This is a genomic window from Paracoccus sp. TD-10, assembly GCF_048270675.1.
Taxonomy (GTDB): domain Bacteria; phylum Pseudomonadota; class Alphaproteobacteria; order Rhodobacterales; family Rhodobacteraceae; genus Paracoccus; species Paracoccus pantotrophus.
On record NZ_CP182420.1, the window covers coordinates 133,683 to 158,596 of the forward strand.

Here is a 24,914-nt window from a genome sequence, read left to right on the forward strand (position 1 = left end):
CGGCCACGGGAACATTCCCCGGCGGCGGGAGGTTCGGTTCGCGGATAACGCATGGGAAAAAGGAAGGCGGGATGTTCGCAGATCGCACGGATGCCGGCAGACAGCTTGGCGCCGCATTGTCCGGGCACCGGGGCGAGCCGCTGCTGGTCCTGGCGCTGCCGCGCGGCGGGGTGCCGGTCGGGCTCGAGGTGGCAAGGGTGCTGGACGCGCCGCTGGACGTCATCCTGGTGCGCAAGCTCAGGGCGCCGGCGCATCCCGAACTGGCCATCGGCGCCATCGTGGACGGCGCGCCGCCGCAATTGCTGCTCGACGACCAGCTCGTCGCCGCGACCGGGGCGACGCAGGATCACATCGCCGCCGAAAAGGCCCGGCAGCTGCGCGAGATCGAGCGCCGGCGCCAGGCCTATCGCGGCGGCCGGCCGGCGCCCGAGACCTGGGGCCGGACGGTGATCGTCGTCGATGACGGCATCGCCACCGGCGCCACCATGCGCATCGCCCTGAAGGCGCTGGCGCGGTCCGGCGCGGCCAGGGTGATCGTCGCCGTCCCCGTCGCGCCGCCCGACGTGCTGGAGAAGATCCGCGCCGAGGCCGACGAGGTCGTCTGCCTGCGCACGCCCGAGCCGTTCCACGCCGTCGGCCTGCATTACCACGACTTCGACCAGACCAGCGACGAGGAGGTGGTCCGCGCCCTGGCCGAGGCCGACCGCAACCGGGCCTGAACCTCGCCCGCGCCGCCGCCGGCCGGCAGCGGGATTGCACATTGCCGTCATGTGGCGCTAAATCCCCGCCGGACAGCGGAAGGGATTCAGCATGAAACACGTCTTTGCCGCGGCGCTTCTCTGCGCCGCCGTCGCCGCGCCTTCGTTCGCGCAGGAGATCAAGATCGGCTACGCCCTGGCCGAGGACAGCCATTACGGCGCCGGCGCCAAGGCCTTCGAGGCCTCGCTCAAGGAAAGCCTGGGCGACCAGTTCAGCTTCCGCCACTTCCCGTCCTCGGGCCTGGGCGGCGAGCGCGAGGTGCTGGAGGGGCTGCAGCTCGGCACCGTCGAGATGACCATCGCCTCGGACGGCACGCTGACCAATTTCGTCCCCGAGGTCGGCGTCCTGGGCGTGCCCTTCCTGCTGCGCGACAAGGACCATGCCCGCAAGGTGCTGGACGGCGAGATCGGCCAGGAGATGCTGGCCAAGTTCGAGCCCGCCGGCCTGCACGCGCTGGCCTGGGGCGAGCAGGGCTTCCGCCACATCACCAGCAATCGCGGCGCGGTCGAGGCGCCCTCGGACCTGAACGGGCTCAAGATCCGCACCATGGAGAACCCGGTGCATATCGAGGCGTTCCGCGCCCTCGGTGCCGCCCCCACCCCCATGGCCTGGCCCGAGGTGATCGGCGCGCTGGAACAGGGCGCCATCGACGGGCAGGAAAACCCGCTCTCGGTGATCGTCTCGGCCAAGCTGAACGAGGTACAGAAATACCTGACCCTGGACGGCCACGTCTATTCCTCGACCATCATCCTGGTCTCGCCCGCGCTGTGGAACGGGCTGGACGACGCGCAGAAGGCGGCGTTCGAGAAGGCGGCGAAGGACGCGGTCGTCGCGATGCGCGCCTATGTCGACGAGGTCGATGCCTCGGGCGTTGCCGCGATGAAGGATGCCGGGATGCAGGTGAACGAGCTTTCGCCCGAGCAGAAGGCCGCCTTCCGCGAGGCGCTGGCCGGACCCTACCAGCAATATGAGGCCCAGTTCGGCAAGGAGCTGATGGACCGCATCCAGGCGGTCGAGTAAGCCGCGATGCGCCGGATCGAACGCGCCTTCGTCACGCTGAACGGTGCCGTGCTGGTGCTGGGACTGGCCGTCATGGCGGCCATCCTGGGCTGGAACGTCGCCGGTCGCTACCTGACCGGCAATTCGCTGACCTGGGCGGACGAGGTGGCGCGTTACTCGATGATCTGGCTGACCTTCCTGGGCAGCGGGCTGGCGCTGCGCCATGGCGCCCATGCCGCCATCACCAATGCCCAGGACGCGCTGCCCACGCGGGGCCAGCTTGCCCTGCGCGGGCTGATCCTGCTGGTGCTGTTCGGCTTTTTCGGCTTCATGGTCTGGGTCGGCATCGACTACATGAACCGCATGGCGATCCAGCGGTCAGCGGCCTTGCAGGTGCCGATGAAATGGATCTATGCCGCGATGCCCGCCGGCTTCGCGCTGATGATCGTCCATCTGGCCCTGATCGCGCCGCAATACCTGCGCGCCGGCCTGCAGCATTCCGACGAGGCCGCCCTTGGTTGAGATCCTGATCGCCGCCTTCCTGATCCTGATGGTCATGGGGGTGCCCATCGCCTTCGCGCTGGCGATGGCGGCCTTCGCGGCGGTGGGCCTTGCCGGCCGCTATCCGCTGGTCGTGGTGGTGAAGGAGATGTTCACCGGCCTCGACAGTTTCCCGCTGCTGGCCGTGCCCTTCTTCATCCTGGCGGCCGAGATCATGTCCACCGGGGCGATCTCGCGCATGCTCTTGCGCTTTGCCTCGCAATTCGTCGGCCACCTGCGCGGGGGGCTGGGTTACGCCAATATCCTGACCGGCACGCTGTTTGCCGGCATTTCCGGCTCGGCGCTGGCCTCGGCGGCGGGGCCGGGGGCGATGATGGCGCGGATGATGGAGCGCAGCGGCTATTCCAAGGCCTATGCCGGGGCGCTGACGATTTCCGTGGCGGTGATCGACCCGATCATCCCGCCTTCGATCACCATGATCATCTATGCGCTGCAGGACCGCAACACCTCGGTCGGTTCGCTGTTCATGGCCGGCATCCTGCCCGGCCTGCTGATCGCGGGGCTGCTGGCCGGGGTGAACTGGTGGATCAGCCGCAAGCGCGGCTATCGCAGCGCCGAGCCGCGCCCGCCAATGGGCCAGATGGTCCGCAACAGCTTTGCCGCCCTGCCGGCGCTGCTGCTGATCGTGCTGATCGTCGGCGGCATCCGCGGCGGGGTCTTCACCCCCACCGAGGCCTCGGTCGTGGCGGTGTTCTATGCCATCGTCACCAGCGCCTTCGTCTATCGCGGCTTCACGCTGGCGGACCTGTGGGGGGCGTTCCTGCGCTCGGCCATCATGTCGGTGGCGGTGCTGATGATCCTGGCCGCCGCCCGCGCCTTTGCCTGGGTGCTGATCATCGAGGGCGTGCCGCAGGCCATGGCCGATGCGGTGATCGCCATGGACCTGTCGCCCATCGCCTTCCTCTTGATGGTGAACCTGCTTCTGCTGGTCTTCGGCATGTTCATGGACCCGCTGCCGGGGGTGATGATCCTGGTGCCGATCCTGGCGCCCATCGCCCACAGCCTCGGCATCGCCGCGGATCATTTCGCCATCATCGTCATCGTGAACCTGACCTTCGGGCTGATGACGCCGCCGGTCGGCGGGCTGATCTTCGTCGTGGCCTCGGCGACCCGGCAGAAGCCCTCGGCGCTGATCCGGGAACTGCCGCCCTTCTTCCTGGCCGCCATGGCCTCGCTGCTGATCCTGACCTTCGTTCCGGCCCTGTCCACCTGGCTGCCGCAGATCAGCGGCTTCGCCCGTTAGCGCGCTCATGTCGCAGTCGGCCCGCAGGGGCCGATTCCGGCTTGACCCGCCGCTCGTTGTGCTCAAGCATACATAACGAATGACATTGGCCGGGGGACGCCATGCGCAGGAATCGAACGATACCGAAAACCCATCCGCCGGGTCTCGGCGGGCTGGTCGCGTCGATGCTGGTGATCGGCCTGACCTTGGCCGGGGCGCTTTACAGCCTCTAGGCCGGCGGCGGGGCACGGGCGAAAGCCCGGCCTATCTTACTGACGAGCAACCATTTTCAAGCGTCCGATGCGACCGCGCACGGATGGCTGGCCGGCCAGATGCCGCGCCGGGGCGAATTTTTCCGGGAACCTTCTTTGATTTTTCACAGTTCTGTGGAAGATTGGACTGAGACATTTTGTCGCACAGGTTGCCCAGAAATGATCGATTCCGCGAAAGAAACCGATCGTCCCAAGCACCGCAAGCGGGATGAAGTCATCGCCTTCCTGATCCTTGCCGTGGTGATCTGGCCGATCCTGTCGGTCGCGATCGTCGGCGGCTACGGCTTCCTGGTCTGGATGTCTCAGATCATCTTCGGACCCCCCGGACCCATGCATTAGATTTAGAGAGCGGCCATGCGCGAGCCAGACAGGACCCCCATCCAGCGACGCGACATTCTGACCGGAAAGCTGAAACAGGACAGCGGCGGGGAATCGCGTTTCCTGCACATCTCCAGCGCCATCGTCACCGCCCGGCCGGATCGCGCGGCCGACCTGGCCCGGCATTTCGCCACCCTGCCCGGAACCGAGGTCCATGCCGTCCAGGGCGCCAAGATCGTCCTGGTGCTGGAGGGCGCCTCGGTGGGCGAGATCGGCAGCCGCATGGCGGCAATCTCGGTGATGGAGGGCGTGTTCTCGGCCAACCTGGTCTTTGAACAGATCCTTCCCGCCGATGAGAAGGAGGCGCTGGCATGACCATTTCCCGGCGCGATCTGCTCAAGGCGCAGGCGGCGGGGATCGCCGCGATGGCCGCCAATATCCCGCTGTCCTCGCAGGCCCAGCCGGTGCCCGGCGGTGTCGAATCGCTGCAAATCACCTGGTCCAAGGCGCCCTGCCGCTTTTGCGGCACCGGCTGCGGCGTCATGGTGGGTGTCAAGGAGGGGCGCGTGGTCGCCACCCATGGCGACCTGCTGGCCGAGGTGAACCGCGGCCTGAACTGCGTCAAGGGCTATTTCCTGTCCAAGATCATGTATGGCGCCGACCGCCTGACCCAGCCGCTGCTGCGCAAGAAGGACGGCGTCTATGCCAAGGACGGCGAGTTCACCCCGGTCAGCTGGGAGGAGGCTTTCGACACCATGGCCGCCCAGGCCAAGCGGGTGCTGAAGGACAAGGGGCCGACCGCGCTCGGCATGTTCGGTTCCGGCCAGTGGACCATCTTCGAGGGCTATGCCGCGACCAAGCTGATGCGGGCGGGGTTCCGGTCGAACAACCTCGACCCCAATGCGCGGCATTGCATGGCCTCGGCGGCCTATGCCTTCATGCGCACCTTCGGCATGGACGAGCCGATGGGCTGCTATGACGATTTCGAGGCGGCGGACGCCTTTGTCCTCTGGGGCTCGAACATGGCCGAGATGCATCCGATCCTGTGGACGCGGGTGGCGGACCGGCGGCTGGGCCATCCGCATGTGAAGGTGGCGGTGCTGTCCACCTTTACCCATCGGAGCTCGGACCTGGCCGATATTCCCATCGTCTTCAAGCCCGGCACCGACCTGGCGATCCTGAACTACATCGCCAATCACATCATCCAGACCGGCCGGGTGAACCGCGATTTCGTCGATCGCCACACCACCTTCGTCGCCGGCGCGACCGGCATCGGCTACGGCCTGCGCGACGACGACCCACGCGAGATGGCTGCGCGCACGGCCGAGGATCCGGCGGCGACCACGCCCTCGACCTTCGAGGAATTCGCCGAGCTGGTCAGCGAATACACGCTGGACAAGGTCTCGGAACTCAGCGGCGTCGAGCCGGGCTTCCTGGAGCAGCTGGCCGAGCTTTACGCCGATCCCGACCGCAAGGTCATGTCCTTGTGGACCATGGGCTTCAACCAGCATGTGCGCGGCGTCTGGGCCAACCAGATGGTCTATAATCTCCATCTGCTGACCGGAAAGATCTCGGAACCGGGCAACAGCCCGTTCTCGCTGACCGGCCAGCCCTCGGCCTGCGGCACGGCGCGCGAGGTGGGCACCTTCGCCCATCGCCTGCCCGCCGACATGACCGTCACCAATCCCGAACACCGCAAGCATGCCGAGGAGATCTGGCGCATCCCCCATGGCGTGATCCCCGAGCAGCCGGGGCTGCATGCGGTGGCGCAGGACCGGGCGCTGCATGACGGCACGCTGAACTTCTACTGGATCCAGGTGAACAACAACCTGCAAGCCTCGCCCAACAACGACGGCGAGGCCTGGCCGGGCTATCGCAACCCGGACAATTTCATCGTTGTCTCGGATGCCTATCCCACGGTGACGGCCCTGGCCGCCGACCTGATCCTGCCCGCTGCCATGTGGGTCGAGAAGGAGGGCGCCTATGGCAATGCCGAGCGGCGCACCCATGTCTGGCATCAGCTGGTCGAGGCGCCGGGCGAGGCGCGCTCGGACCTGTGGCAGATGATGGAATTCTCGAAACGCTTCACCACCGAGGAAGTGTGGCCCGAGGAGATCCTGGCCGCCAACCCGAACTATCGGGGCCAGAGCCTGTTCGACGTGCTGTTCCGCAACGGCAGCGTGGACCGCTTCGACCTGTCGGAACTGAACCCCGATTACGCCAACCGCGAATCGAACGCATTCGGCTTCTACGTCCAGAAGGGCCTGTTCGAGGAATATGCCGCCTTCGGCCGCGGCCACGGCCACGACCTGGCCCCCTATGACACCTATCACGAGGTCCGCGGCCTGCGCTGGCCGGTGGTCGACGGCAAGGAAACGCTGTGGCGCTATCGCGAGGGGCTGGACCCCTATGTCGAGCCGGGCGCCGGCGTGCAGTTCTATGGCAACCCGGACGGCAAGGCGCGCATCATCGCCGTGCCCTACGAGCCACCGGCCGAACCGCCCGACGAGGAATACAACATCTGGCTGGTGACAGGCCGGGTGCTGGAGCATTGGCATTCCGGCTCGATGACCATGCGCGTGCCGGAACTTTACCGGGCCTTTCCCGGCGCCCGCTGCTTCATGAACCCCGAGGACGCCCGCGAGATGGGCTTCAACCAGGGGGCCGAGGTGCGCATCGTCTCGCGCCGGGGCGAGATCCGCTCGCGCATCGACACGCGCGGCAGGAACCGGATGCCGCGCGGCGTGGTCTTCGTGCCGTGGTTCGACGCCAGCCAGCTGATCAACAAGGTGACGCTGGACGCCACCGATCCCATTTCCAAACAGACGGATTTCAAGAAATGCGCGGTCAAGATCCTTCCCGTCTGATCCGGCCCGCCGCCATGGCCGGCCTTTTGCTGTTCGCGCTGGTCGGCGCCGCCCTGCCGCAGGCCGAGCCGGCGGTGCAGATCGTGCCGCCCTTGACCGGCTGGGCCGAGCCGATGTCCGAGGGCCAGATCCCGCCGCTCGGCCGGCCGATCACCGACGACGTGCGCCGGATGCGCAACTATCCCGAACAGCCGCCGGTGATCCCGCATTCCATCGACGGCTACCAGCTGACGGTGAACACCAACCGCTGCATGGATTGTCACAAGCCGCAGTTCACCGAGGGCTCGGGCGCGCCGATGATCAGCGTCACGCATTTCCAGGACCGCGACGGGCAGGTGCTGACCGACGTGACGCCGCGGCGCTATTTCTGCACCGCCTGCCACGTCCAGCAGACCGATGTGCAGCCGCTGGTGCCGAACCAGTTCCGCGACGGCTATCGCCACGCCGGGGGCCCGTGACATGGGCTGGATCAGGGCAAGCATCCGCTGGATCTGGGGCCGGGTCACCTGGTTCTGGCGCGTCATCAGCCGTCCCAGCAGCTTTCTCAGCATCGGCTTCCTGACGCTGGGCGGCTTCATCTGCGGCGTGATCTTCTGGGGCGGGTTCAATACCGCGCTGGAAATCACCAATACAGAGAAATTCTGCACCAGCTGCCACGAGATGCGCGACAACGTCTATCAGGAGCTGATGCCGACGGTGCATTTCTCGAACCGCTCGGGGGTCCGGGCCAGTTGTCCCGACTGCCACGTCCCGCATGAATGGACCGACAAGATCGCCCGCAAGATGCAGGCCTCCAAGGAGGTCTGGGGCAAGATCTTCGGCACCATCAGCACGCGCGAGAAATTCCTGGAAAAGCGGCTGGAACTGGCCAAGCACGAATGGGCGCGGCTCAAGGCCAACGATTCGCTGGAATGCCGCAACTGCCACGCGGCGGTGGCGATGGATTTCACCAAGCAGACCCGCCGCGCGGCCCAGATCCACGAGCGTTACCTGATCTCCGGCGAAAAGACCTGCATCGACTGCCACAAGGGCATCGCGCATCAGCTGCCCGACATGACCGGGATCGAGCCCGGCTGGCTGGAACCGCCCGAACTGCGCGGCGAAGAACAGGCCTGGCTGGGCGGCGGCCCCGAGGCCGTCCACAGCTATCTCGCCACCGTCGAGACGCGCTAGGGTCGGCTCGGGCGCCTGCCCCTCGGCCGCTGGGCCTGCCCGCGAAAGGGCGGCTGAAGCGGGACATCCGATCTGAAGCCCAGGGACATCAGATCCGGCAGGAAGTCTTTTCTGCCCGCTTGGGCCTCAATCCGCCGCCCCATCGTTATCGTTCGCCCCGAACGCGGCGGCGATCCCGGCCGTCGCACCACCGCCTTCGAAATTCCATTCGTGATAGCACGTGTTGCGATCCATCGGCCGATCCCGTAAGCGGCAGTTCTGATGTCGGGTAACAGCGGCACCTGCCGCTGCGACCGGTGAGGCCGCTCTCTCGACTCGGGGCGGCGGCGCGGCTAAAGTGGGGGCATGACCATGCGTATTCCCCTATGCAAGAGCCGGTGCGGCACCGGTTTGCTGCTGACGCGCCAGCTGCCCCGGACAGGGGCGCGCTTGCGCTGACCTCGCGTCCGGGGCTTTCCTGATCCAGAAATTCGACCGCTGCTCCGCCCCCCCCCGCGGCGGCCCCGGCGGGTCATGACATGACTGAAGGAGCCGACATGGCCAGAACATCGCGACCGCCAGTCACCATCGCCAGCGATACGCTCGACCGGCTCGAACGCCTTGCCGAAGGGGCGATGGCGCGCAATCCCGACCTTGCCGACCGGCTGCTGACCGAACTGGCCCGCGCCCGCGTCCTGCCGCCCGAGCGGATGCCCGAGGATGTCGCCGGCATCGGCAGCGCCGTCACCTTCCGCGACGAGACCACCGGGCGCGAGCAGACCGTGGTGCTGGCCTGGCCCGAGGATGCCGACATCGCCGCCGGCCGCGCCTCGGTGCTGACGCCCATCGGCGTGGCGCTGATCGGCCTGCGGGCCGGCGCGCGCTTTCCCTGGGACACCCGCGCGGGCGAAACGCGCGAACTGACCGTGCTGGCGGTCGGCCGCGCCGATCCGGTGACCCCGGCGGCATAGGGGCTTGGCGATGCGACGGGACCGGTTCTGCCCGGATCGCGGCCCTGCGCCGCGGCTCGGCCTGCCGCATCCCTCGGCGATCTTTCCGCTGCTGATCGGTTTCAGGGCCAACAATGTGCCGGGGTTGTCCGCGCGCTGAACGCCGGGCAACCCAAGGCCATTTTCCGAAACCGTCACGCAACCACCGGGGGGCCCTTCTGGCCTGCCCGATGTCGGGGATCGAACATGCCCATCTGGAATACCCTGGCCCGCGCCGGCACGGCGGCGGGCGATGAAATCCTGCTGCGCCAGCGCGGCGCAATTTACGAGATCCGCTTCAACGGCCTGGAGCTGATGTCCAACCTCAACCATCAGTCCGAGACCGTGCTGGCCGAGCGCAGCCTGCGCCTGCATGGCCGGCCCGGCGCCCGCGTGCTGATCGGCGGGCTCGGCATGGGCTTCACCCTGCGCGCGGCGCTGGAATTGCTGGGCCCCGCCGCGCAGGTCACGGTCTGCGAACTGATCCCCCAGATCGCCGGCTGGAACCGCGACCGCATCGGCCATCTGGCCGGCCACCCGCTGCGCGACCCGCGCGTCAGCCTGCGCATCGCGGATGTGATGGCGGTGCTGGCAGAGCCCCGCGCCGGTTTCGACGTGATCCTGATGGATACCGATAACGGGCCGGATTTCACCGTGCGCCCCGAAAACGGCCGACTTTACGGCAAAGGCGGCCTTGCGGTGCTGCGCCGGGCGCTGCGGCCGGACGGCATCGCCGCCTTCTGGTCGGCCACCGCCTCGGACCCGTTCGAGCGGGTGCTGGACGCCCAGCCCTGGCATTGGCGGCGCGACGACATCCAGCTGGTCGGCGGGCGGGTCGATGCCTTCCACCACATCTACCTGGCCTCGGCCGAGGCCGGGCGGATCGGCCTGCGGGCCCCGGCCCGCGCGCTGCCGGCGCTGGCGCTGTCCTGACCCTGGCCGCAGGGCATCCGGTCCGCCGCCAGCCGGATGCCCTGTTCGCGCAGCGCGGCGTCGATCAGGCTCACGACCTCGTTGCGGCAGGCCAGTTCGCGGTCGTGCTGCGGCACCCAGTATTTCACCCGATAGGTGATGCCGGCGGGACCGTAATCCGTCACCTGCACCTCGGGCGGCTTGCCGGCCGAGATCATGCGCGCCGCGGCGGCGGCCGCGGCGATCAACCGGCCGGCCTCGGCCACCGGCAGGTCTGCGGGCAGGGTCAGTTCGGCATGGTCGCGGTATTCCTGCCGCGGCGCGCTGAAATTGGTGATCCGCCGCGACGAGATCTGGCTGTTGGGCAGGATGACATAGGTGCTGTCGCGGCTGACGAGGCGCGTGGTGCGCCAGCCGATCTCCTGCACCTTGCCTTCGGCCAGGGTCTCGATGCGCACCCAGTCGCCGATGCGGAACGGCGCCTCGATCCCCATCGCCAGCCCCGAGAACACGTCGGCCACCGCATTGCGGATGGCAAAGCCCAGCACCGCCAGCACTAGGCCCGAGCCGGTCAGGATCCCCGACAGATCCTGGCGGAAGAACAGCGACAGGCTGGCCAGCGTGGCCACGGCCAGCAGCCCGAACCACAACAGGTCCAACAGCACCTTGGGCACCGGGCGCCGGCCCTTGCGGCGGCGCAGCAGGCGCCGGGCGGCCAGCCCATGCGCCAGGCGCGCCCCGGCAAAGCAGGCCACGGAAAAGCCCGCGTTGCGCAGCGGCCCCGCCCAAAGCTGTAAGGCGAAAAGGTCGGGATGGCGCCGCGCCAGCGGCTCGACCAGGGTGGCGGCGGCCAGCGCCAGGGCGACGACCACAGCCAACCGCCACAGCAGGCCCATGGCCGGGGCTTCATCTTTCGCCATCGTCGCCCCCCTTTGCGCCCTTGCGCCGCGGCAGGCGGCGCGGCTCGGGCACCGAGAACGGCAAGGGAAACGGAGCGCGGCAGATCGGACATCGCCGGGCGGCAGCCCTGGGAACATCCTCGCCGCAATGCGGGCAGATCGCCGGCAGAAGGGCGCGCAGCATGACGGAACCTCTTGGGAAAACGGGCTGGATTCAGCTTGACCCCGGCCAGCCGTCCACGCCTTGCGTGTCAACGGGGCCGGGGCAAGCCATGCGCCTGTTCAAGGCGCAGGGCGTATCTGTCCAAGCCGAAGCCCTGCAAGACGAAACCCCATGCGCAAAACCCAAGGGCCCCAAGGGGCCAGCCTAGACATGGCCTTTGTTTTCCTGCTTTCAAGCCTCTGGACGCAGGCACCCCGCCCGATGCCGGCCGCATCGCCGCGGCGCTGGCTCGGCCCCGCCGCGATCCGGGACCGCGGCGATCCGCGCATGGTCCGGGATGTCGCGCTGCGGCCGCAGCCGTCCCGCGGTCCCTGTCGCGCAACGGCCGGGGGTCGGCCTGAGGCAGCCATGTCACCGCGACGGGCGGGCGATGCCAGGCAGGCCGCATCGCGCCCGGGATGGGACCGCAACCACCGGGGATGCTGGCGATGACCGGCAGCCAGCGGGTCCACGCCTCGGAATATCCGGTCGCAGGCCGGCGCGCATCGGCTTCTGGTCGACCTGGACGGCGATGGCACGGCCGAGCTGACGATCCAGCTGGGCGGGCTGGAGCAGTTGAACGCCTCGGACCTGCTTCTCTAGCCTTGGCCGAGGCGAAGGTCCGCCCGATCCGGATGTTCCTCTCGGCAGACCAGACCTCCGACTATATCGGGACGCGGGCGCTCCTGTCGTCTATCCCACGGGCCGGGGCGCTGCTCGGGGAGCGGGGCTAGGATGCCGACGGGTTCCGCAACGCGCTGATCGAGACGGGCATTTCACCCTGCATCCCCTCCCGCACCGGTCGCAAGATACCAATCCCGCACAACGCCGACCTCTACCGCCAACGCCGCAGGATTGAGAACATGTTCGCCAGACTGAAGGACTGGCGGCGCAGCGCAGCCCGCTACGATCGCCGCCCCATCCTGTTTCTCTCGGCCTGCGCCCTCGCCGCGACCGTCATCTATTGGTTGTGAGGCCTGACCATAGGGACGAGCCCCCTTCCCGTTTGCCTTGGCATGCCGGGGATCCGTCCTTCTGTCCTGGCCTTCTGTTCCGGCCGCCCCGTCCGCTTGGGGCTTCACCTTTCGAGGAGCTTGCGGTGGTTTCTCTCGAGCAGGGCGAGGCCCGCCAGCATGAGGGCGAGGGCGAGGGCGACGACATAGGCCTGGCTGAGATAGCCGGCCTCGTAGGTGGGATAGAAGCCGCGCCGCATCAGCCCGGTGCAATGGATCAGCGGGTTGTACCACAGCAGGTTCTGCGCCTGGACCGGCATCATGTCGTAAAGGAAGATCACCCCCGAGATCAGGAACAGCGGCCGGGTCAGGATGTGCCAGACCCGCTCCCAGACCGGGAAGGCGTTCATCAGGTAGCAGTTCAGCACCCCCACCCCGGTGCCCAGCAGCGCCACCAGCAGCAGCGCCTCGAAGACCGAGGGCATGTCCACCGGCCCCGGCAGCTGATAGGCTAGGAAGATGCCGCCGATCACGATGGCGATCACCGCGACATGGGTCAGCGCGTTCAGCACCACCCGCGCCAGCAGCGCATCGAGGAAGGTCACGCTGGGATAGGCCAGCAAGGGCCGCGAGAAGCGGATCGAGGCGGCGGTCTTGTTGGCCAGGTCGGTGAACATGGCAAAGGGCAGGTAGCCGGTGGCATAGAACAGCGGGAAGTTCGAGCCGAGGCCGGGGCTGCGCAGCGCCATGCTGAACAGCACCGACAGAAGCGCCACGCCCAGCACCGGCTCGAGCACCGCCCAGACATAGCCGCCGGCCGAGCGGCCATAGCTGGTGGCCATCTCGCGCAGCATCAGCGCCACCACGGTGCGCGGCATGCGAAAGCGCGGCCCGTTGCGCGACGGGTGCTGCGGCCGGCGGACCCGCGGCGGGCGGGCTGCGCCGGCCTGGCCCTGGGGGCGGCGGATTTCTGGGGCGGTATCGGACATGTGAACGCAAACACTGGCCTGGACGGGCGGCAATATGTAACAACTGCGGCCGAAAGGTAAACCAGCGAAAGCGCAGCTGCCCGTGACCACCCCCTCCATACCGGCCGGCGACCAGGCCGGCCAGCCGGCCGAGCCGGCCAGCCGGGCGCCGGGCGCCGCCCCGCGGCCGGTCGAGGCCGCCGCGCCCCGGCCGGCCGCACCCGCATCGCAATCCACAACCCCGGCCGCAACCCCGGCCGCAACCCCGGCCGCATCCCAGCCTGCAATCCAGCCCGCCTCCCAGCCCGCCCCAGGCGCCCGGCCCCGGCCCGGCCCGGCCCCCCGCCCCTTCCAGGGCCAGCAGGGCCTGGGCGCCCAGGCACGGATCCAGGCGCATATCCAGGCCCAGGCCCAGCCACAGGCACAGGCCCAATCGCGGGGCCAGGGGCCGGGCGACGCCGCGGCGGCGGGGACGCAGCCGCAGGCGCGGCCGCAAGAGCCGCCGCCAAGGCCGGCGGCAGGCAGCAGGCCGGGCCGGCCGCCCGCCGCCCCGGCCGGCCCGCAACAAGGCCCGCAACAGGATGGGCCGCAGGAGCGGCCGCAGGATCGGCGGGGCTCGGGCGGAAAGCCGCCGAGCGGCAGCCCCGCCCGGCCATCCGGCCCGCAACAAGGCCCGCAACCCGGCCCGCAAGCCCAGATCCCCGAATCCCATACCCCCGAATCCCGGAGCGCGACGATGGACCAGGACCGGCCTTCCCAGGAACCCGCCGGCCCGGCCGGCCGGCAGCAGGGCCCAGGATCGGGCCAGGCGGCGCAGAAGCCGCCCGCCGCCCCGGCCGGCCCGCAACAAGGCCCGCAACAAGGCCAGCCATCGGGCCAGCAACCGGGCCAACCATCGGGGCAAGGCGGGCCGGCGGCGCAGGATCGCCAGCCGGCCCCGGCCGCCTCCCAGGCGCAGCCCCAATCCAGGGCCCCATCCCAGGCTCCATCCCAGGCCGGCCCCCAGCCGCAAGCCCAGGCCAGGCCGCCGGCGCTGCGCCCGCAAGGCCAGCCGATCCCGGTCCGGCCCATGCCGCCTGCCGCGCCCCCTGCCTCCCGGCCGCCCGCGCCGGCCCCCGCGCCGGCCCCCGCCCCCGCTCCGGCCCAGCCCCTGCGCCCGCCGGCCCGCATGGCCGAGCCCCGGCGCCGGCACTGGTTGATCCTGGGCTCCTTCCTGGCGCTGGTGGTGCTGCCCAGCCTCGCCTGGGCCGGCTATCTCTGGCTGCGCGCCGAGGACCAATATGTCTCGACCGTCGGCTTCTCGGTGCGCAAGGAACAGTCCACCTCCTCGATCGATCTCCTGGGCGGGCTGGCGCCGCTGACCGGCGCCGGCGGCAGCGCCTCGGATACCGACATCCTCTACGAATACATCCGCAGCCAGGACATGGTCGAAAGGATCGATGCCAGCCTCGACCTGCGCGCCCGCTTCTCGCGCGCCTGGCCGCATGACTTCGTCTTCGCCTTCGACCCCGAGGGCCATGTCGAGGATCTGACCGATTACTGGCAGCGCCAGGTCAAGGTGCTCTACGACAGCACCACCCAGCTGATCACCCTCAAGGTCAGCGCCTTCACCCCCGAGGACGCCCAGCAGATCGCCGCGGCGGTGTTCCAGGAAAGCTCGGACAAGATCAACCAGCTCTCGACCATCGCCCAGGACGACGCCACCCGCCTGGCCAAGGCCGAGCTCGACAAGGCCCGCGCCGAGCTGACCGAGACCCGCCAGGCCATGACCGCCTTCCGCATGCGCTCGCAGATCGTCGATCCCGAGGCCGATCTCGCCGGGCAGATGGGGGTGCTGAGCGGGCTGCAGGCGCAGCTGGCCGAGGCGCTGGTCGCCCATGACCTGCTTTTGGACAATGCCCAGCCCACCGACCACCGCGTCACCCAGTCCCAGCAGAAGATCGACGCGCTGCGCCGGCTGATCGAGGCCGAGCGCGCCAAGTTCGGCGCCGAGGGCCAGGGCCCGGCCGGCGAAAGCTATGCCCAGCTGATGGCGGAATACGAAAAGCTGGCCGTGGACCGCGAATTCGCCGAGGGCGCCTATCGCTCGGCCCGCATCGCCCATGAGACGGCGCTGGCCGAGGCGCAGCGCCAGGCCCGCTACCTGGCCGCCCATATCGAGCCCAAGGTGGCGCAAAGCCCGACCGAGCCGGACCGGCCCTGGCTCTGGGCGATGATCACCGGCATGCTGCTGGCCGGCTGGTCGATCCTGGTGCTGGTCTATTACAGCGTCCGCGACCGCCGCTAGCGCCATGATCCGGCTCGAGAACCTGACCAAGATCTACCGGCTCAACGGCCGCGAGACCCTGGTGGCGGACAATCTGAACGCCGAGTTCCCGACCGGGGCCTCGGTGGCGCTTCTGGGCCGCAACGGCGCCGGCAAGTCGACGCTCCTGCGCATCATCGCCGGCACCGTGCTGCCCACGGCCGGCCGGGTGCTGTCGGACGGCACGATTTCCTGGCCGGTGGGGTTCTCGGGCAGTTTCCACCCCGATCTGACCGGGGCGCAGAACGTGCGATTCGTGGCCCGCATCTACGGCGTGGACACCGACGAGCTGGTCGATTACGTCGCCGATTTCGCCGAGCTGGGCCAGCATTACCACCAGCCCTTCGGCAGCTATTCCTCGGGCATGCGCTCGCGGCTGGCCATGGGCACCTCGATGGGCATCCATTTCGACACCTATCTGGTCGACGAGGTCACCAGCGTCGGCGACGCCAATTTCCGCGCCAAGTCCCAGCGCGTCTTCGCCGAGCGCATGGCCCGATCATCCGCCATCGTCGTCAGCCATTCCATGCCCATGATCCGCAACATGTGCACCATGGGCGCCGTCCTGCACAACGCAAGCCTCACAATCTTCGACAACATCGACCAGGCCATCAAAAAACACGAGGAAATCCTCAGACTCCCACAGACAAAATAAAAAAGCATCCGCCAAAGGGCGGAGGTGACGCAGCCAAACAGGCGCTATCCGCCGAGAATCGGCCAGTGCGGCAAGCTGCGATCCGCCGTCTTCTGGTCTCCAGGGACGAGGGGATCGGACGATGCCGAAAGGCAGGAACCATGACGCGGGCTTCAAGGCTCGGGTGGCGCCGGAGGCCGCGAAGGGCGGGCGCACCGTGCCGGAGCTGGCCGCGGAATACCGCGTGCGCCCGACGATGATCCATCAATGGAAGAAGGCGCTGCTCGAAGGGGCATCGGACATCTTCGAACGCGGCGGGAAGAAGGCTGGGATCGATGAGGCCACGATGCGGTCGCTGCACGCCCGGATCGGGAAGCCGGCCGGCGCCAACGCTTCCTGTCCGGAAAGCCCAGGCCCTGGACCGGCCAGTGACGAGGGATCGAAGCCGCCACCGGTTCAAGGCCGATCCCGAACGCGATGATTGAACGCTCCCGTCCCGCGCTGTCGCTCGGGGCGCCATGCCGCCTGCTGTCGATCCCGCGGTCCTCGATCCCGCGGTCCGCGTCCTGTTGCGCAGCAAGGGACGAGACCGGGATGAACCTCGCCCCTATGCGGCTGATCGACCGGCAGTTTCCGGAAACGCCCTGCTACGGCGTGCAGCAGATGACGGCGTGCAGCAGATGACCCGGCCCCTGCACAACGAAGGCCATGCCGTGAACGTCACGCGCAGCCGGCGGCTGATGCGGCTCATGCGCTTGATGCCGATCCGCCGGAAACCCGCTGCCAGCAGGCCCGCGCCGGGGCGCAAGACCTATCCGCTGGGGGGGGGGGCGGGTCGAGCAACCCGACCAGGTCGGGTGCGCCGGCATCGCCGATCTGCCGATGCGGCGGGGCTGCCTCTGCCCGGTCGCCGTCATGGACCGGTTCCCCCGCAAGCTGCTGGCCTGGCGCATCTCGAACACGCCGGCGGCGGATTTCTGCGTTGCGGCCCGGAACGAGGCGGCCACCACTGTGGCCCACCCGAGATCATGAACGCGATCGAGCTTCGCAGTTCACGTCCTGCGCTTGGGTTGATCGGCTGAAACGGGCCGGCACCCGCATCTCGATGGATGGCAGGGGCGCTGTCTCGACACCGTCTTCATCGAGCGCCTCCGGCGATCCCTGATGCATGAATGCGCCTACCCGCACGCCTGGGAGACCGGCGCGCAGGCCAAGGCCGGCGCCGGCAGATGGATCGCCTTCTGCAGCCACCAGAGCGGCCTCGCGCCGCCCATGGCGGACAGCCGCCCGCCGCGGTCTGCGTCAACCAGAGCGAAACCGACCGGCAGAGCCAGAGAGCAGCTTCAATCACCCCAGAGCCCGCCCAATGATCGCGGAGTGGCTTGGCTCGGGCGCGGTCATCGGGTTCGCGGTCAGCCGCTGCAGGATCGCCCCCGCCCCGGCCAGCAGCGCCCCGGCCAAGGCCGACAAAACCCACCAGCCCGATCTCGGCCAGACCATGGCCGACAGCGCCACCGCCAGCAGCAGCGTGGCAAGGCGCAGCGGCGCCAACCGCAGGCCCAGCCCATGCGCCCTCGGGGCCCAGCGACATCACCATCAGCGGCCGGGCCAGCGCCGCCGCGGAGGCCAGCGCCGGCAGCAGCGCCAGCGCCATGTTCCGGCTGCCCGACCGGTCCACCTGCGCCAGCACCCCGCCGTTCCACATCACCCGCGACAAGAGGTAATGCCCCTGCGTCCGGGTCATCGCCGTCGCCAGGGCCGAGGCCATCAGCCCCACCAGCATCCCCGCGAACGTCACCGTCACCGGGGCAAAGCCGCGCCGCGCCCCCAGCGCCATGATCAGGAAGGTCGCCGCGCCCGCCGGGGTCAGCACCACCGGCAGGTTGCCCCCGGCCAGCCAGCCCGGCGCATGGATCGTGGCCGCGACGATGGCGAGCTGCGCGCCCGAGGCGGTGCCCGGCGTCGTCGGATCGGCCAGCGGGTTGCGCAGCACCGCCTGCATCAGCGCCCCGGCCAGCCCCAGCGCCGCGCCGGCCAGCAAGGCCAGGATCCCGCGCAGCATCAGCCCATAGGCCAGCAGGATCTGCCCGACCGACATCTCGTCAATCCGCCAGGGCAAGGCGGGCCATTCGGCCAGCGGCAGCGCCGCCACCGCGGCAATCATCCACAGGGCCAGCGCCGCCCCGGCCCCCCGGCAAGGGTCATGCGGTTCATCCCCCGGCCCTCCAGAGCGGCGACTAGCTCGTGGCCGAAGCGCAGCGCCGAGGGCATGCCGGCAAAGGGCCGCGGTTCCGGCAGGCGATGCACCCGCCCCGCCCTGACCGGCGGCAGGCTGTTCCACAGCGCCACCGAGCGCAGCGCGCACTCGACCTGCACCGGGATCGGACCCAGGCCGACCAGCCGGGCCTCGGGGAACGCAGCCAGCCGCTCCAGCGGGATGGGCGCGGCAAAGGCAAAGCGGGTGCGCCCGGTCCAGGCATTGCGCATCCCCATCGCCTCCAGCGCGCCGCCGAACAGGCTGTCGGTGCCGAAGACGCGGATATGGCGGGCATCGCCCAGTTCGAACAGCAGGCAGGCGCGCCCGGCATGGGGCGCGGCGCGGCCGGCCAGCATGGCAAACTCGGCGGCGGCGGCCTGGGTCCGCGTCCCGGCAGCGGGATCGCCCAGCCGCGCGGCCAGTTCCCCCAGCAGCGCCATCACCTTGGGAAAGGCCGGCTTGCCCGCGACGTAAAGCGCACGGGTAAAGACCGGCGCGATGCGCCAGCCGCGGCTCAATGGCGCTGTAATGGCTCGAGGACAGGATCAGCTCGGGCGCGACAAGGCTCAGCGCCTCGAGATTGGGCGCCCCGTGCAGGCCCAGGTCAACGGTGGCGGCGCGAAAGGCGATCAGCTCGGCCAGGGCGACCTGCGCCTGGCCAAGCGCCATCGCCGTCTCGGCCAGGGCCCAGTCCACCGCCGCCAGCCGCAGCCCCGGCGCCGCGCGGGCCGGCAGCCAGAAGGGCGCGTCGCATCAATCCCTTGCCGGACAGTGTCACCATTTACATGTCAAGCTTGCCTGCACGGTTCGTCCGTCGCCATAATAGCTGGAGTTCGGCCCGCCGGCCGAGATATAGGCCTCGTCCGTCACGTTGTTGATGTTCAGCCGGCCGATCACGCCGTTTTCCCATTCGTAGCTGGCGCCCAGATCGTAAGCGTGCGGGCTGACCGCTATCCGTTCCGACGCCATGGCAGCAGATCATCGACCTTGGTGATCCTGTAGTCGGGGATGCGGGCGATGGTATCTGCGAGCCAGGCTTGGGGATCGACGGCGTTGAGCTTGGCTGTCTCGATCAGGGTGCAGGCAATGGCGGCGGCCTTGCCGCCCGCCTCGGAGCCGACGAAGAGGTAGTTCTTCCGCCCGAGGGCGATGGCGCGCATGCCGCGTTCGGCATGGCAGATGCTCTCATTACTTCCGATACCTTCGTTCCTGTCCTCATGCCAGGCATGGCCTGCAAGATGATGGTCCGGGATGCGCCCGTCGAGGTGACGTTCACCCCGGCGCCTGTGCAGACCAGGGGCCTGGCCCTGTTTCCGGGGGATGTGCTGCCTATCGGGGCAGGGGATGCCATCCGCGCACGAAAGACCTCGGATTTCGCACCGACCCTGGTGTTTGAGGTGCTCGGCTGATGCGTTACCTCGGCATGCCCTTTCCGATCCTGAAAGCCGGGCTCAGGAGTTTCCTTGGCCTTCACGACGCTGCCGGCGGTCCTGGAGCGCCCGTCTATCCCAGGACCGCCTGCGACCCCAATGGCACGGTGCTGTTGGACTATGCGCCCAATGGCTCACCGGATAGCCGATGGCCTCGCCCCTGCGGGCCTTGTCCCAGGCCATGATGCCGGCGAAGAACAGGGCCGGTGCATCGGCAGCCCGCATCATGTGGTGGCTCGAGATTTTACGCGGATTCTCACACACCATTCGGATCAGGCTCTCGATATGGTCCTGGTTCGCATGCGAACCAGTTGAGGCGCTGATCCCGGTCCTGCTTGTCGAGACCGTAATTGGTGGCGATGTCGACCTTGCCCCCCAGTCATAAACCGGGGCCGCCACGCTTGGGAAGCGGGAAGGATTGGGCAACTGAAGAAGAGAGGGCGTCACACCCCGGTCAGGAGCATGTCCAGCGCGCCCGTGATCTCGGTATCGTGCTGTGCAAGGCTGCCTGCGAGTGTCTTCAGAATGGAAGCGGGAACCGCGGCCATGAACTGCGTCACCATCACATAGCGCTCGGACTGTATGTCAAAGATGGGGTTCAGCTGCTTGAGCACGGGCGGCGAAGCGCCCACCGGCATCATCGGCACCACAAGGCGCGTGCTCAGATTGTCCAGAAGGTCGGTCTGCACATCGAGAAGATACCCCGAACCATCCGGGCTGGCATAAACGTCATATCGCGCCATCAGAAGAGCCGGTATTTTTCAAGGGGCAGGCCGTTCTCTTCGACCCAACGGTTAACCCCTTCAATCGCCTTGGCGTTCTCACGCTTCCACGCCTCGGCTTTGGCTTCCCTGACCGCGCGACGCAAACCGGCCTCTGCGGCCTGCGACAGGTTTACTCCGAAGGACCGGGCTTCGCTGAGCAAGCCCTGATCCAGTGACAGATTGGTCGGTTTTTTGGGAACGGATTGTGTCTGCATCGGGCTACCTCCTGCATGTGCATAATATATGCGCATGACGCTGCAAATCAATCCCTGTCATCCAGCACCTCGCCTGCCCCCTCTTCCGGGCGGAAAACGATGCGCTGATGGCGGCGGCGACGCTGCGCGCGGCCTTCCGCACCGATGTCGTGTCAATCGGCACGCAACTTTGACCCCCTTTCGGCGCCCAATAATGACCCCGCTTGGTCAGCACGGGTAGCTGGCCCGATGCGGTGTAGCCTCCATACAGCGCAACCGGATCGGGCCAGCGGCGTCTCGGTCATTCCCGCGTCTTGAAGCGCCAGCTCTCGTTGCCGGTCTCGACGATGTCACAGTGATGGGTCAGTCGGTCGAGGAGCGCCGTTGTCATCTTCGCGTCTCCGAAGACGGTCGGCCATTCGCCGAAGTCGAGGTTCGTCGTCACGATGATCGAGGTGCGTTCGTAAAGGCGACTGATGAGGTGGAACAGGAGCTGGCCACCCGTCTGGGCGAACGGCAGATATCCCAACTCGTCGAGGATCAGGAAGTCGAGGCGGCACAGGAGATCCGCAGTGCGTCCCTGTCGGTCGGCGCGGGCTTCGGCGTCCAGCTTGTTCACCAGGTCCACGACGTTGAAGAAGCGGCCGCGCTTGCCACGGCGGATGCAGGCCCGGGCGATGCTGACGGCAAGGTGGGATTTGCCGGTCCCGGTGCCGCCGATGAGGACGACGTTACGCTGATGCTCGAGGAACTCTCCGGAGGCCAGATCGCGCACCAGCGTTTCGTTTACGGGCGTGTCTTCGAAGCTGAACTCGTCGACTTCCTTGGCCAAGGGCAGCTTGGCGATGGTCATCTGGTATTTGATCGAGCGAGCTTGTTTCTCGCTGATCTCGGCGTTCAGCAGGTCGCCCACGATTTGCTGCGGTTCGTGCTGTCGCTTCACCGCCGTGGCGATGATCTCATCGTAGGCGGCCTTCATGCCGTAGAGCTTCAACTGGCCCATCGCGTCCAGCACCTGTGATCTTTCCATGGCGGGGTCTCCTGAGGCTGTCGTAGCGTTTGCAGTCGGCCACGGGCTCGCAGGTCAGGCGCAACGCGTCCGGCGTGGCGATGGTCAACGGAGGTGGTGGCTCGCGATGTCGGGCCAGGATGTTCAGAACGACCGATGCCGCCGGGGCGCCTTCGGTCAGGGCCTCGACGCAGGCAGCCTCGACGGCTTCCAGTCCATCCGTTGGGATCATGCTCAGGATCTGGACCATCTGACGGTCACCGTTCGGCACGCGCCCCAGCTTACGCTGGACGCGTCGTATCGCCGGCGGCAGTTCCCATTCCTTGAAGGGAGCGCCGTTTCGAAGGGCGCCGGGCTTGCGGGCCAGCACCGGGATGTAGTGCAGCGGGTCATAGATGGCCTTGTCGCGCCCGAAGGCGCGGTCGTGCCGGCCGACGATCTTGCCGTCCTGCCAGACCTCGACCCGCTCGGCATAGGCGCGGATCTCGACCGGACGGCCGACGGCGCGACCATCGACCGAGTAGCGGTTCTTGTCGAACCTAACGAGGCAGGTCTTGGACACCGAGGCCGGCACGGCATGGAATCCGTCGAAAGGGCCGACGTAGGGCACCAGGCTCGCCCGCTCATCCTGGAACACGTCCCAGATTGTCCGATCACGCAATTCCTGGTGCGGATGGGCCTTGGCCCAGGCAATACAGCGATCCTGAAGCCAGGCGTTGAGTTCCGCGTAGCTCTTGAAGCGCGGCCGCGGCACGAAGAACCGCCGCCGGACAACGCCAACCTGGTTCTCTACTTGTCCCTTCTCCCAGCCGGACGCGGGGGTGCAGGCGACGGGATCGACAAGGTAGTGTCCGCACATCTGCTGGAACCGGCGATTATACGCGCGGTCGCGGCCGACGAAGATCGTGTCCACCGCCGTCTTCATGTTGTCGTAGATCCCACGCGCACAGGCGCCGCCGAAGAAGGCAAAGGCCTTGTCATGGGCATCGAACACCATTTCCTGCGTCTCTCGCGGGTAGGCCCGGACGAACAGCATCCGGCTATGACAAAGCCGGACGTGAGCCACCTTCACCGTGGTGGTCACGCCGTCGATCAGAACGACCTCGTGACTCCAGTCGAACTGGTAGGCTTCACCCGGATCGAAGCTCAGTGGCACATAGGCGGCGGCTGACGCTTCCTGCTCCGCCTGCGACCACGAAGCCGCATAGCGTCGGACCGCGTCGTAGCCGCCGTCATATCCGAGGGCCCTGAGCTCTTCGAAAATCCGGATGCGGGTCAGCCGCTCGCGCTTCGGCTTGCGCGCATTCGCCGCCAGCATCTCGTCGAGCTTGCCTTTCCAGGGACCGATCTTCGGCTGCGGTTGGACGGTTCGCTCGTAAGTCATCTCCGTTGCGCCGGACCGGATCACCTTCCGAACCGTGTTCCGCGATACCCGCAGCTCTCGGCAGATATGCTTGATCGACTTCTTGTCCTGGAAATACGCCCGGCGGATCTTCGCAATCGTCTCCACAACCAGCATCCCACACTGTGCCCCCCGATAGCCTCGGAGGCATCATGACCATCAGCGTAAGGGGGGTCATTTTTGGAAGCCGATTACCCCGTTACGGGGTCAATTTTGCACGCCGGTTCACAGTTTGACGTGGAATGACGGAGATCGCCGAGAGCAAGGGCCTGCCGTTTCGCGCCGCCACGGATGACGAGAATGTCAGTGGCAAGTTCGGCAATGCTGTCGTCACCGCGCAGGCCTTCGAGCACGATGCGGATCTTGTCCTCCGCCGAGAAGTGGCGCCGCGTCTGCCGCCGGATGTCCTTCACCAACTGCTCCGCAGGGGCCTTCGCCGATTTTTTCAAAGAGGATTTGGGCTTCATCTTCGTTCCTTCGTCACTACGAAGAAGCCCAAATCCTCAAATGCGATTCCCCTGGTCCTGGGACGGGCGGGCATCCTTGCATGAACGCCGCTCAGCGCAGGATCGTTTTCCCGGCATATTCGGCCGTGGCGCCCAGCATTTCCTCGATGCGGATCAGCTGGTTGTATTTCGCCAGCCGGTCGGACCGCGCCAGCGAGCCGGTTTTGATCTGGCCGCAATTGGTCGCCACCGCCAGGTCGGCGATGGTGGCGTCCGCGGTCTCGCCCGAGCGGTGCGACATCACCGATGTGAAGCCCGCCCGGTCGGCCATGCGCACCGCGTCCAGAGTCTCGGACAGCGTGCCGATCTGGTTGACCTTGACCAGCAGCGAATTGCCGCAGCCCTGCGCGATCCCCTCGGCCAGCCGCGCCGGGTTGGTCACGAACAGGTCGTCGCCGACCAGCTGCACCCGGCTGCCCAGCGTGTCGGTCAGCAGTTTCCAGCCGTCCCAGTCGTCCTCGGCGCAGCCGTCCTCGATCGACAGGATCGGGTAGTCGTTGCAGAGCGCGGCCAGGTAGTCGACATTCTCGGCCGGGCTCAGCGACTTGCCCTCGCCGGCCATCTCGTATTTGCCGCCCTTGAAATATTCGGTCGAGGCACAGTCCAGCGCCAGCATGATGTCGTCGCCGGGCTGGTAGCCGGCCTTCTCGATGGCCTTGAGGATGAAATCCAGCGCGTCGCGGGTGCTGGACAGGTTCGGTGCAAAGCCGCCCTCGTCGCCGACGCCGGTGGCCAGCCCCGCCGAGGATAGCTCCTTCTTCAGCGTGTGGAACACCTCGGATCCCATGCGCACCGCGTCGCGGATATTGCCGGCGCTGACCGGCATGATCATGAATTCCTGGATGTCGATCGGGTTGTCGGCATGTTCGCCGCCGTTGATGATGTTCATCATCGGCACCGGCAGCACGCGGGCACCGGCGCCGCCGACATAGCGGTAAAGCGGCTGCTGGCAGGCATCGGCCGCGGCCTTGGCGACGGCCAGCGACACGCCCAGGATCGCGTTGGCGCCCAGCCGGGCCTTGTTGGGGGTGCCGTCCAGCTCGATCATCAGCGCGTCGATGGCGCGCTGCTCGGTCGCGTCCTCGCCGATCAGGTTCTCGGCCAGCTCGCCATTGACGGCGGCCACCGCCTCCAGCACGCCCTTGCCCAGATAGCGCGCCTTGTCGCCGTCGCGCTTCTCGACCGCCTCATGGGCGCCCGTGGACGCGCCCGAGGGCACCGCCGCCCGGCCCATCGTGCCGTCTTCCAGCGTCACGTCGACCTCGACGGTCGGATTGCCGCGGCTGTCAAGGATCTCGCGGGCGAATATGTCGATGATGGCTGTCATCGTCTTCCTCCTC

Annotated in this window: 25 protein-coding genes and 3 pseudogenes; 16 read left to right on the forward strand and 12 right to left on the reverse strand. The window is 67.9% G+C overall.

Going from position 1 to position 24,914, the window contains the following annotated elements; genetic code table 11:
- Window positions 1-71 precede the first annotated feature (71 nt).
- From ACNKFW_RS19360 to ACNKFW_RS19410, 11 genes are all read left to right on the forward strand, one after another.
- Entirely contained in the window at window positions 72-719 is a 648-nt protein-coding gene (locus tag ACNKFW_RS19360) for a phosphoribosyltransferase (RefSeq protein WP_036748218.1), read from the forward strand.
- A 91-nt stretch (window positions 720-810) separates the two neighbouring features.
- The gene (locus ACNKFW_RS19365; protein ID WP_024845623.1) at window positions 811-1,779 is read left to right on the forward strand and encodes a TRAP transporter substrate-binding protein; all 969 of its coding nucleotides are present in this window, start codon (window positions 811-813) and stop codon (window positions 1,777-1,779) included.
- 6 nt (window positions 1,780-1,785) lie between these two features.
- Window positions 1,786-2,280, forward strand: a complete 495-nt coding sequence (locus ACNKFW_RS19370) for a TRAP transporter small permease (protein ID WP_024845624.1) — start codon at window positions 1,786-1,788, stop codon at window positions 2,278-2,280.
- Window positions 2,273-3,562, forward strand: coding sequence for a TRAP transporter large permease (locus tag ACNKFW_RS19375; RefSeq protein WP_024845625.1), 1,290 nt, complete (start codon window positions 2,273-2,275; stop codon window positions 3,560-3,562). Before ACNKFW_RS19370 ends, ACNKFW_RS19375 begins: the two co-directional genes overlap by 8 nt.
- Window positions 3,563-3,972: 410 nt before the next feature.
- Window positions 3,973-4,152, forward strand: coding sequence for a periplasmic nitrate reductase, NapE protein (napE, locus tag ACNKFW_RS19380; RefSeq protein WP_024845626.1), 180 nt, complete (start codon window positions 3,973-3,975; stop codon window positions 4,150-4,152).
- A 15-nt stretch (window positions 4,153-4,167) separates the two neighbouring features.
- Window positions 4,168-4,506 (forward strand): chaperone NapD, encoded by a 339-nt coding sequence (locus ACNKFW_RS19385; RefSeq protein WP_024845627.1) that lies wholly within the window; start codon window positions 4,168-4,170, stop codon window positions 4,504-4,506.
- Window positions 4,503-6,998: a periplasmic nitrate reductase subunit alpha gene (gene napA / locus ACNKFW_RS19390; RefSeq protein WP_024845628.1), complete on the forward strand. Its 2,496-nt coding sequence runs from the start codon at window positions 4,503-4,505 to the stop codon at window positions 6,996-6,998. Before ACNKFW_RS19385 ends, napA begins: the two co-directional genes overlap by 4 nt.
- A complete protein-coding gene (locus ACNKFW_RS19395) occupies window positions 6,971-7,456 on the forward strand; it encodes a nitrate reductase cytochrome c-type subunit (protein ID WP_024845629.1) in 486 nt (161 codons plus the stop codon). The genes napA and ACNKFW_RS19395 overlap by 28 nt, the downstream gene beginning before the upstream one ends.
- Window position 7,457: 1 nt before the next feature.
- Window positions 7,458-8,171 carry a cytochrome c3 family protein gene (locus ACNKFW_RS19400; RefSeq protein WP_024845630.1) on the forward strand — a complete coding sequence of 238 codons (714 nt, stop codon included), beginning with the start codon at window positions 7,458-7,460 and terminating at the stop codon, window positions 8,169-8,171.
- Between the two features lie 536 nt (window positions 8,172-8,707).
- Entirely contained in the window at window positions 8,708-9,121 is a 414-nt protein-coding gene (gene rnk, locus ACNKFW_RS19405; protein ID WP_024845631.1) for a nucleoside diphosphate kinase regulator, read from the forward strand.
- 225 nt (window positions 9,122-9,346) lie between these two features.
- Entirely contained in the window at window positions 9,347-10,072 is a 726-nt protein-coding gene (locus ACNKFW_RS19410) for a hypothetical protein (protein ID WP_024845632.1), read from the forward strand.
- Here the strand turns inward: ACNKFW_RS19410 and ACNKFW_RS19415 are convergent.
- Window positions 9,994-10,971, reverse strand: a complete 978-nt coding sequence (locus ACNKFW_RS19415; RefSeq protein WP_024845633.1) for a mechanosensitive ion channel family protein — start codon at window positions 10,969-10,971, stop codon at window positions 9,994-9,996. The two genes, ACNKFW_RS19410 and ACNKFW_RS19415, sit on opposite strands and share 79 nt — an antisense overlap.
- Window positions 10,972-11,772: 801 nt before the next feature.
- On the opposite strand from ACNKFW_RS19415, the pseudogene ACNKFW_RS19420 reads away from it, so the two are divergent.
- A pseudogene (locus tag ACNKFW_RS19420) lies at window positions 11,773-12,126 on the forward strand (transposase); the annotation flags it as partial.
- Window positions 12,127-12,230: 104 nt separating this feature from the next.
- On the opposite strand, the gene ACNKFW_RS19425 reads toward ACNKFW_RS19420, so the two are convergent.
- The gene (locus ACNKFW_RS19425; RefSeq protein WP_024845634.1) at window positions 12,231-12,983 is read right to left on the reverse strand and encodes an ABC transporter permease; all 753 of its coding nucleotides are present in this window, start codon (window positions 12,981-12,983) and stop codon (window positions 12,231-12,233) included.
- A 1,258-nt stretch (window positions 12,984-14,241) separates the two neighbouring features.
- On the opposite strand from ACNKFW_RS19425, the gene ACNKFW_RS19430 reads away from it, so the two are divergent.
- From ACNKFW_RS19430 to ACNKFW_RS19440, 3 genes are all read left to right on the forward strand, one after another.
- The gene (locus ACNKFW_RS19430; RefSeq protein WP_036764947.1) at window positions 14,242-15,360 is read left to right on the forward strand and encodes a capsule biosynthesis protein; all 1,119 of its coding nucleotides are present in this window, start codon (window positions 14,242-14,244) and stop codon (window positions 15,358-15,360) included.
- Window positions 15,361-15,364: 4 nt separating this feature from the next.
- On the forward strand, window positions 15,365-16,033 hold the full coding sequence (locus ACNKFW_RS19435; protein WP_024844137.1) for an ABC transporter ATP-binding protein: 669 nt from the start codon (window positions 15,365-15,367) through the stop codon (window positions 16,031-16,033).
- 121 nt (window positions 16,034-16,154) lie between these two features.
- A complete protein-coding gene (locus ACNKFW_RS19440) occupies window positions 16,155-16,493 on the forward strand; it encodes a hypothetical protein (RefSeq protein ID WP_281029368.1) in 339 nt (112 codons plus the stop codon).
- Window positions 16,494-17,150: 657 nt separating this feature from the next.
- Here ACNKFW_RS19440 and ACNKFW_RS19445 read toward each other — a convergent pair.
- From ACNKFW_RS19445 to ACNKFW_RS19460, 4 genes and pseudogenes are all read right to left on the reverse strand, one after another.
- Complete coding sequence (locus tag ACNKFW_RS19445) at window positions 17,151-18,176, reverse strand: iron chelate uptake ABC transporter family permease subunit (protein ID WP_179922270.1); 1,026 nt, start codon at window positions 18,174-18,176, stop codon at window positions 17,151-17,153.
- Entirely contained in the window at window positions 18,173-18,787 is a 615-nt protein-coding gene (locus ACNKFW_RS19450) for a hypothetical protein (RefSeq protein ID WP_231487003.1), read from the reverse strand. Before ACNKFW_RS19450 ends, ACNKFW_RS19445 begins: the two co-directional genes overlap by 4 nt.
- A gap of 256 nt (window positions 18,788-19,043) precedes the next feature.
- Window positions 19,044-19,238, reverse strand: coding sequence for a TonB-dependent receptor (locus ACNKFW_RS19455; protein ID WP_024846179.1), 195 nt, complete (start codon window positions 19,236-19,238; stop codon window positions 19,044-19,046).
- Window positions 19,220-19,441 (reverse strand): annotated as a pseudogene (locus ACNKFW_RS19460) (transposase domain-containing protein); the annotation flags it as partial. The pseudogene ACNKFW_RS19460 and the gene ACNKFW_RS19455, both read right to left, overlap by 19 nt.
- Here ACNKFW_RS19460 and ACNKFW_RS19465 point away from each other — a divergent pair.
- On the forward strand, window positions 19,442-19,678 hold the full coding sequence (locus ACNKFW_RS19465; RefSeq protein WP_024846181.1) for a hypothetical protein: 237 nt from the start codon (window positions 19,442-19,444) through the stop codon (window positions 19,676-19,678).
- Window positions 19,679-20,142: 464 nt separating this feature from the next.
- On the opposite strand, the gene ACNKFW_RS19470 is transcribed toward ACNKFW_RS19465, so the two are convergent.
- The 6 genes and pseudogenes from ACNKFW_RS19470 to eno form a co-directional block, all read right to left on the reverse strand.
- Window positions 20,143-20,442 carry a CcdB family protein gene (locus ACNKFW_RS19470; RefSeq protein ID WP_024846182.1) on the reverse strand — a complete coding sequence of 100 codons (300 nt, stop codon included), beginning with the start codon at window positions 20,440-20,442 and terminating at the stop codon, window positions 20,143-20,145.
- Entirely contained in the window at window positions 20,442-20,678 is a 237-nt protein-coding gene (locus ACNKFW_RS19475) for a type II toxin-antitoxin system CcdA family antitoxin (RefSeq protein ID WP_028711008.1), read from the reverse strand. The genes ACNKFW_RS19470 and ACNKFW_RS19475 overlap by 1 nt, the downstream gene beginning before the upstream one ends.
- A gap of 280 nt (window positions 20,679-20,958) precedes the next feature.
- Entirely contained in the window at window positions 20,959-21,687 is a 729-nt protein-coding gene (gene istB, locus ACNKFW_RS19480; protein WP_024843951.1) for an IS21-like element ISPkr1 family helper ATPase IstB, read from the reverse strand.
- Window positions 21,617-23,185 (reverse strand): IS21 family transposase, encoded by a 1,569-nt coding sequence (istA, locus tag ACNKFW_RS19485; protein WP_028717560.1) that lies wholly within the window; start codon window positions 23,183-23,185, stop codon window positions 21,617-21,619. The genes istB and istA overlap by 71 nt, the downstream gene beginning before the upstream one ends.
- Before the next feature lie 194 nt (window positions 23,186-23,379).
- A pseudogene (locus tag ACNKFW_RS19490) lies at window positions 23,380-23,535 on the reverse strand (IS3 family transposase); the annotation flags it as partial.
- A gap of 91 nt (window positions 23,536-23,626) precedes the next feature.
- On the reverse strand, window positions 23,627-24,901 hold the full coding sequence (gene eno, locus ACNKFW_RS19495) for a phosphopyruvate hydratase (protein ID WP_179922272.1): 1,275 nt from the start codon (window positions 24,899-24,901) through the stop codon (window positions 23,627-23,629).
- Between the last annotated feature and the right edge of the window lie 13 nt (window positions 24,902-24,914).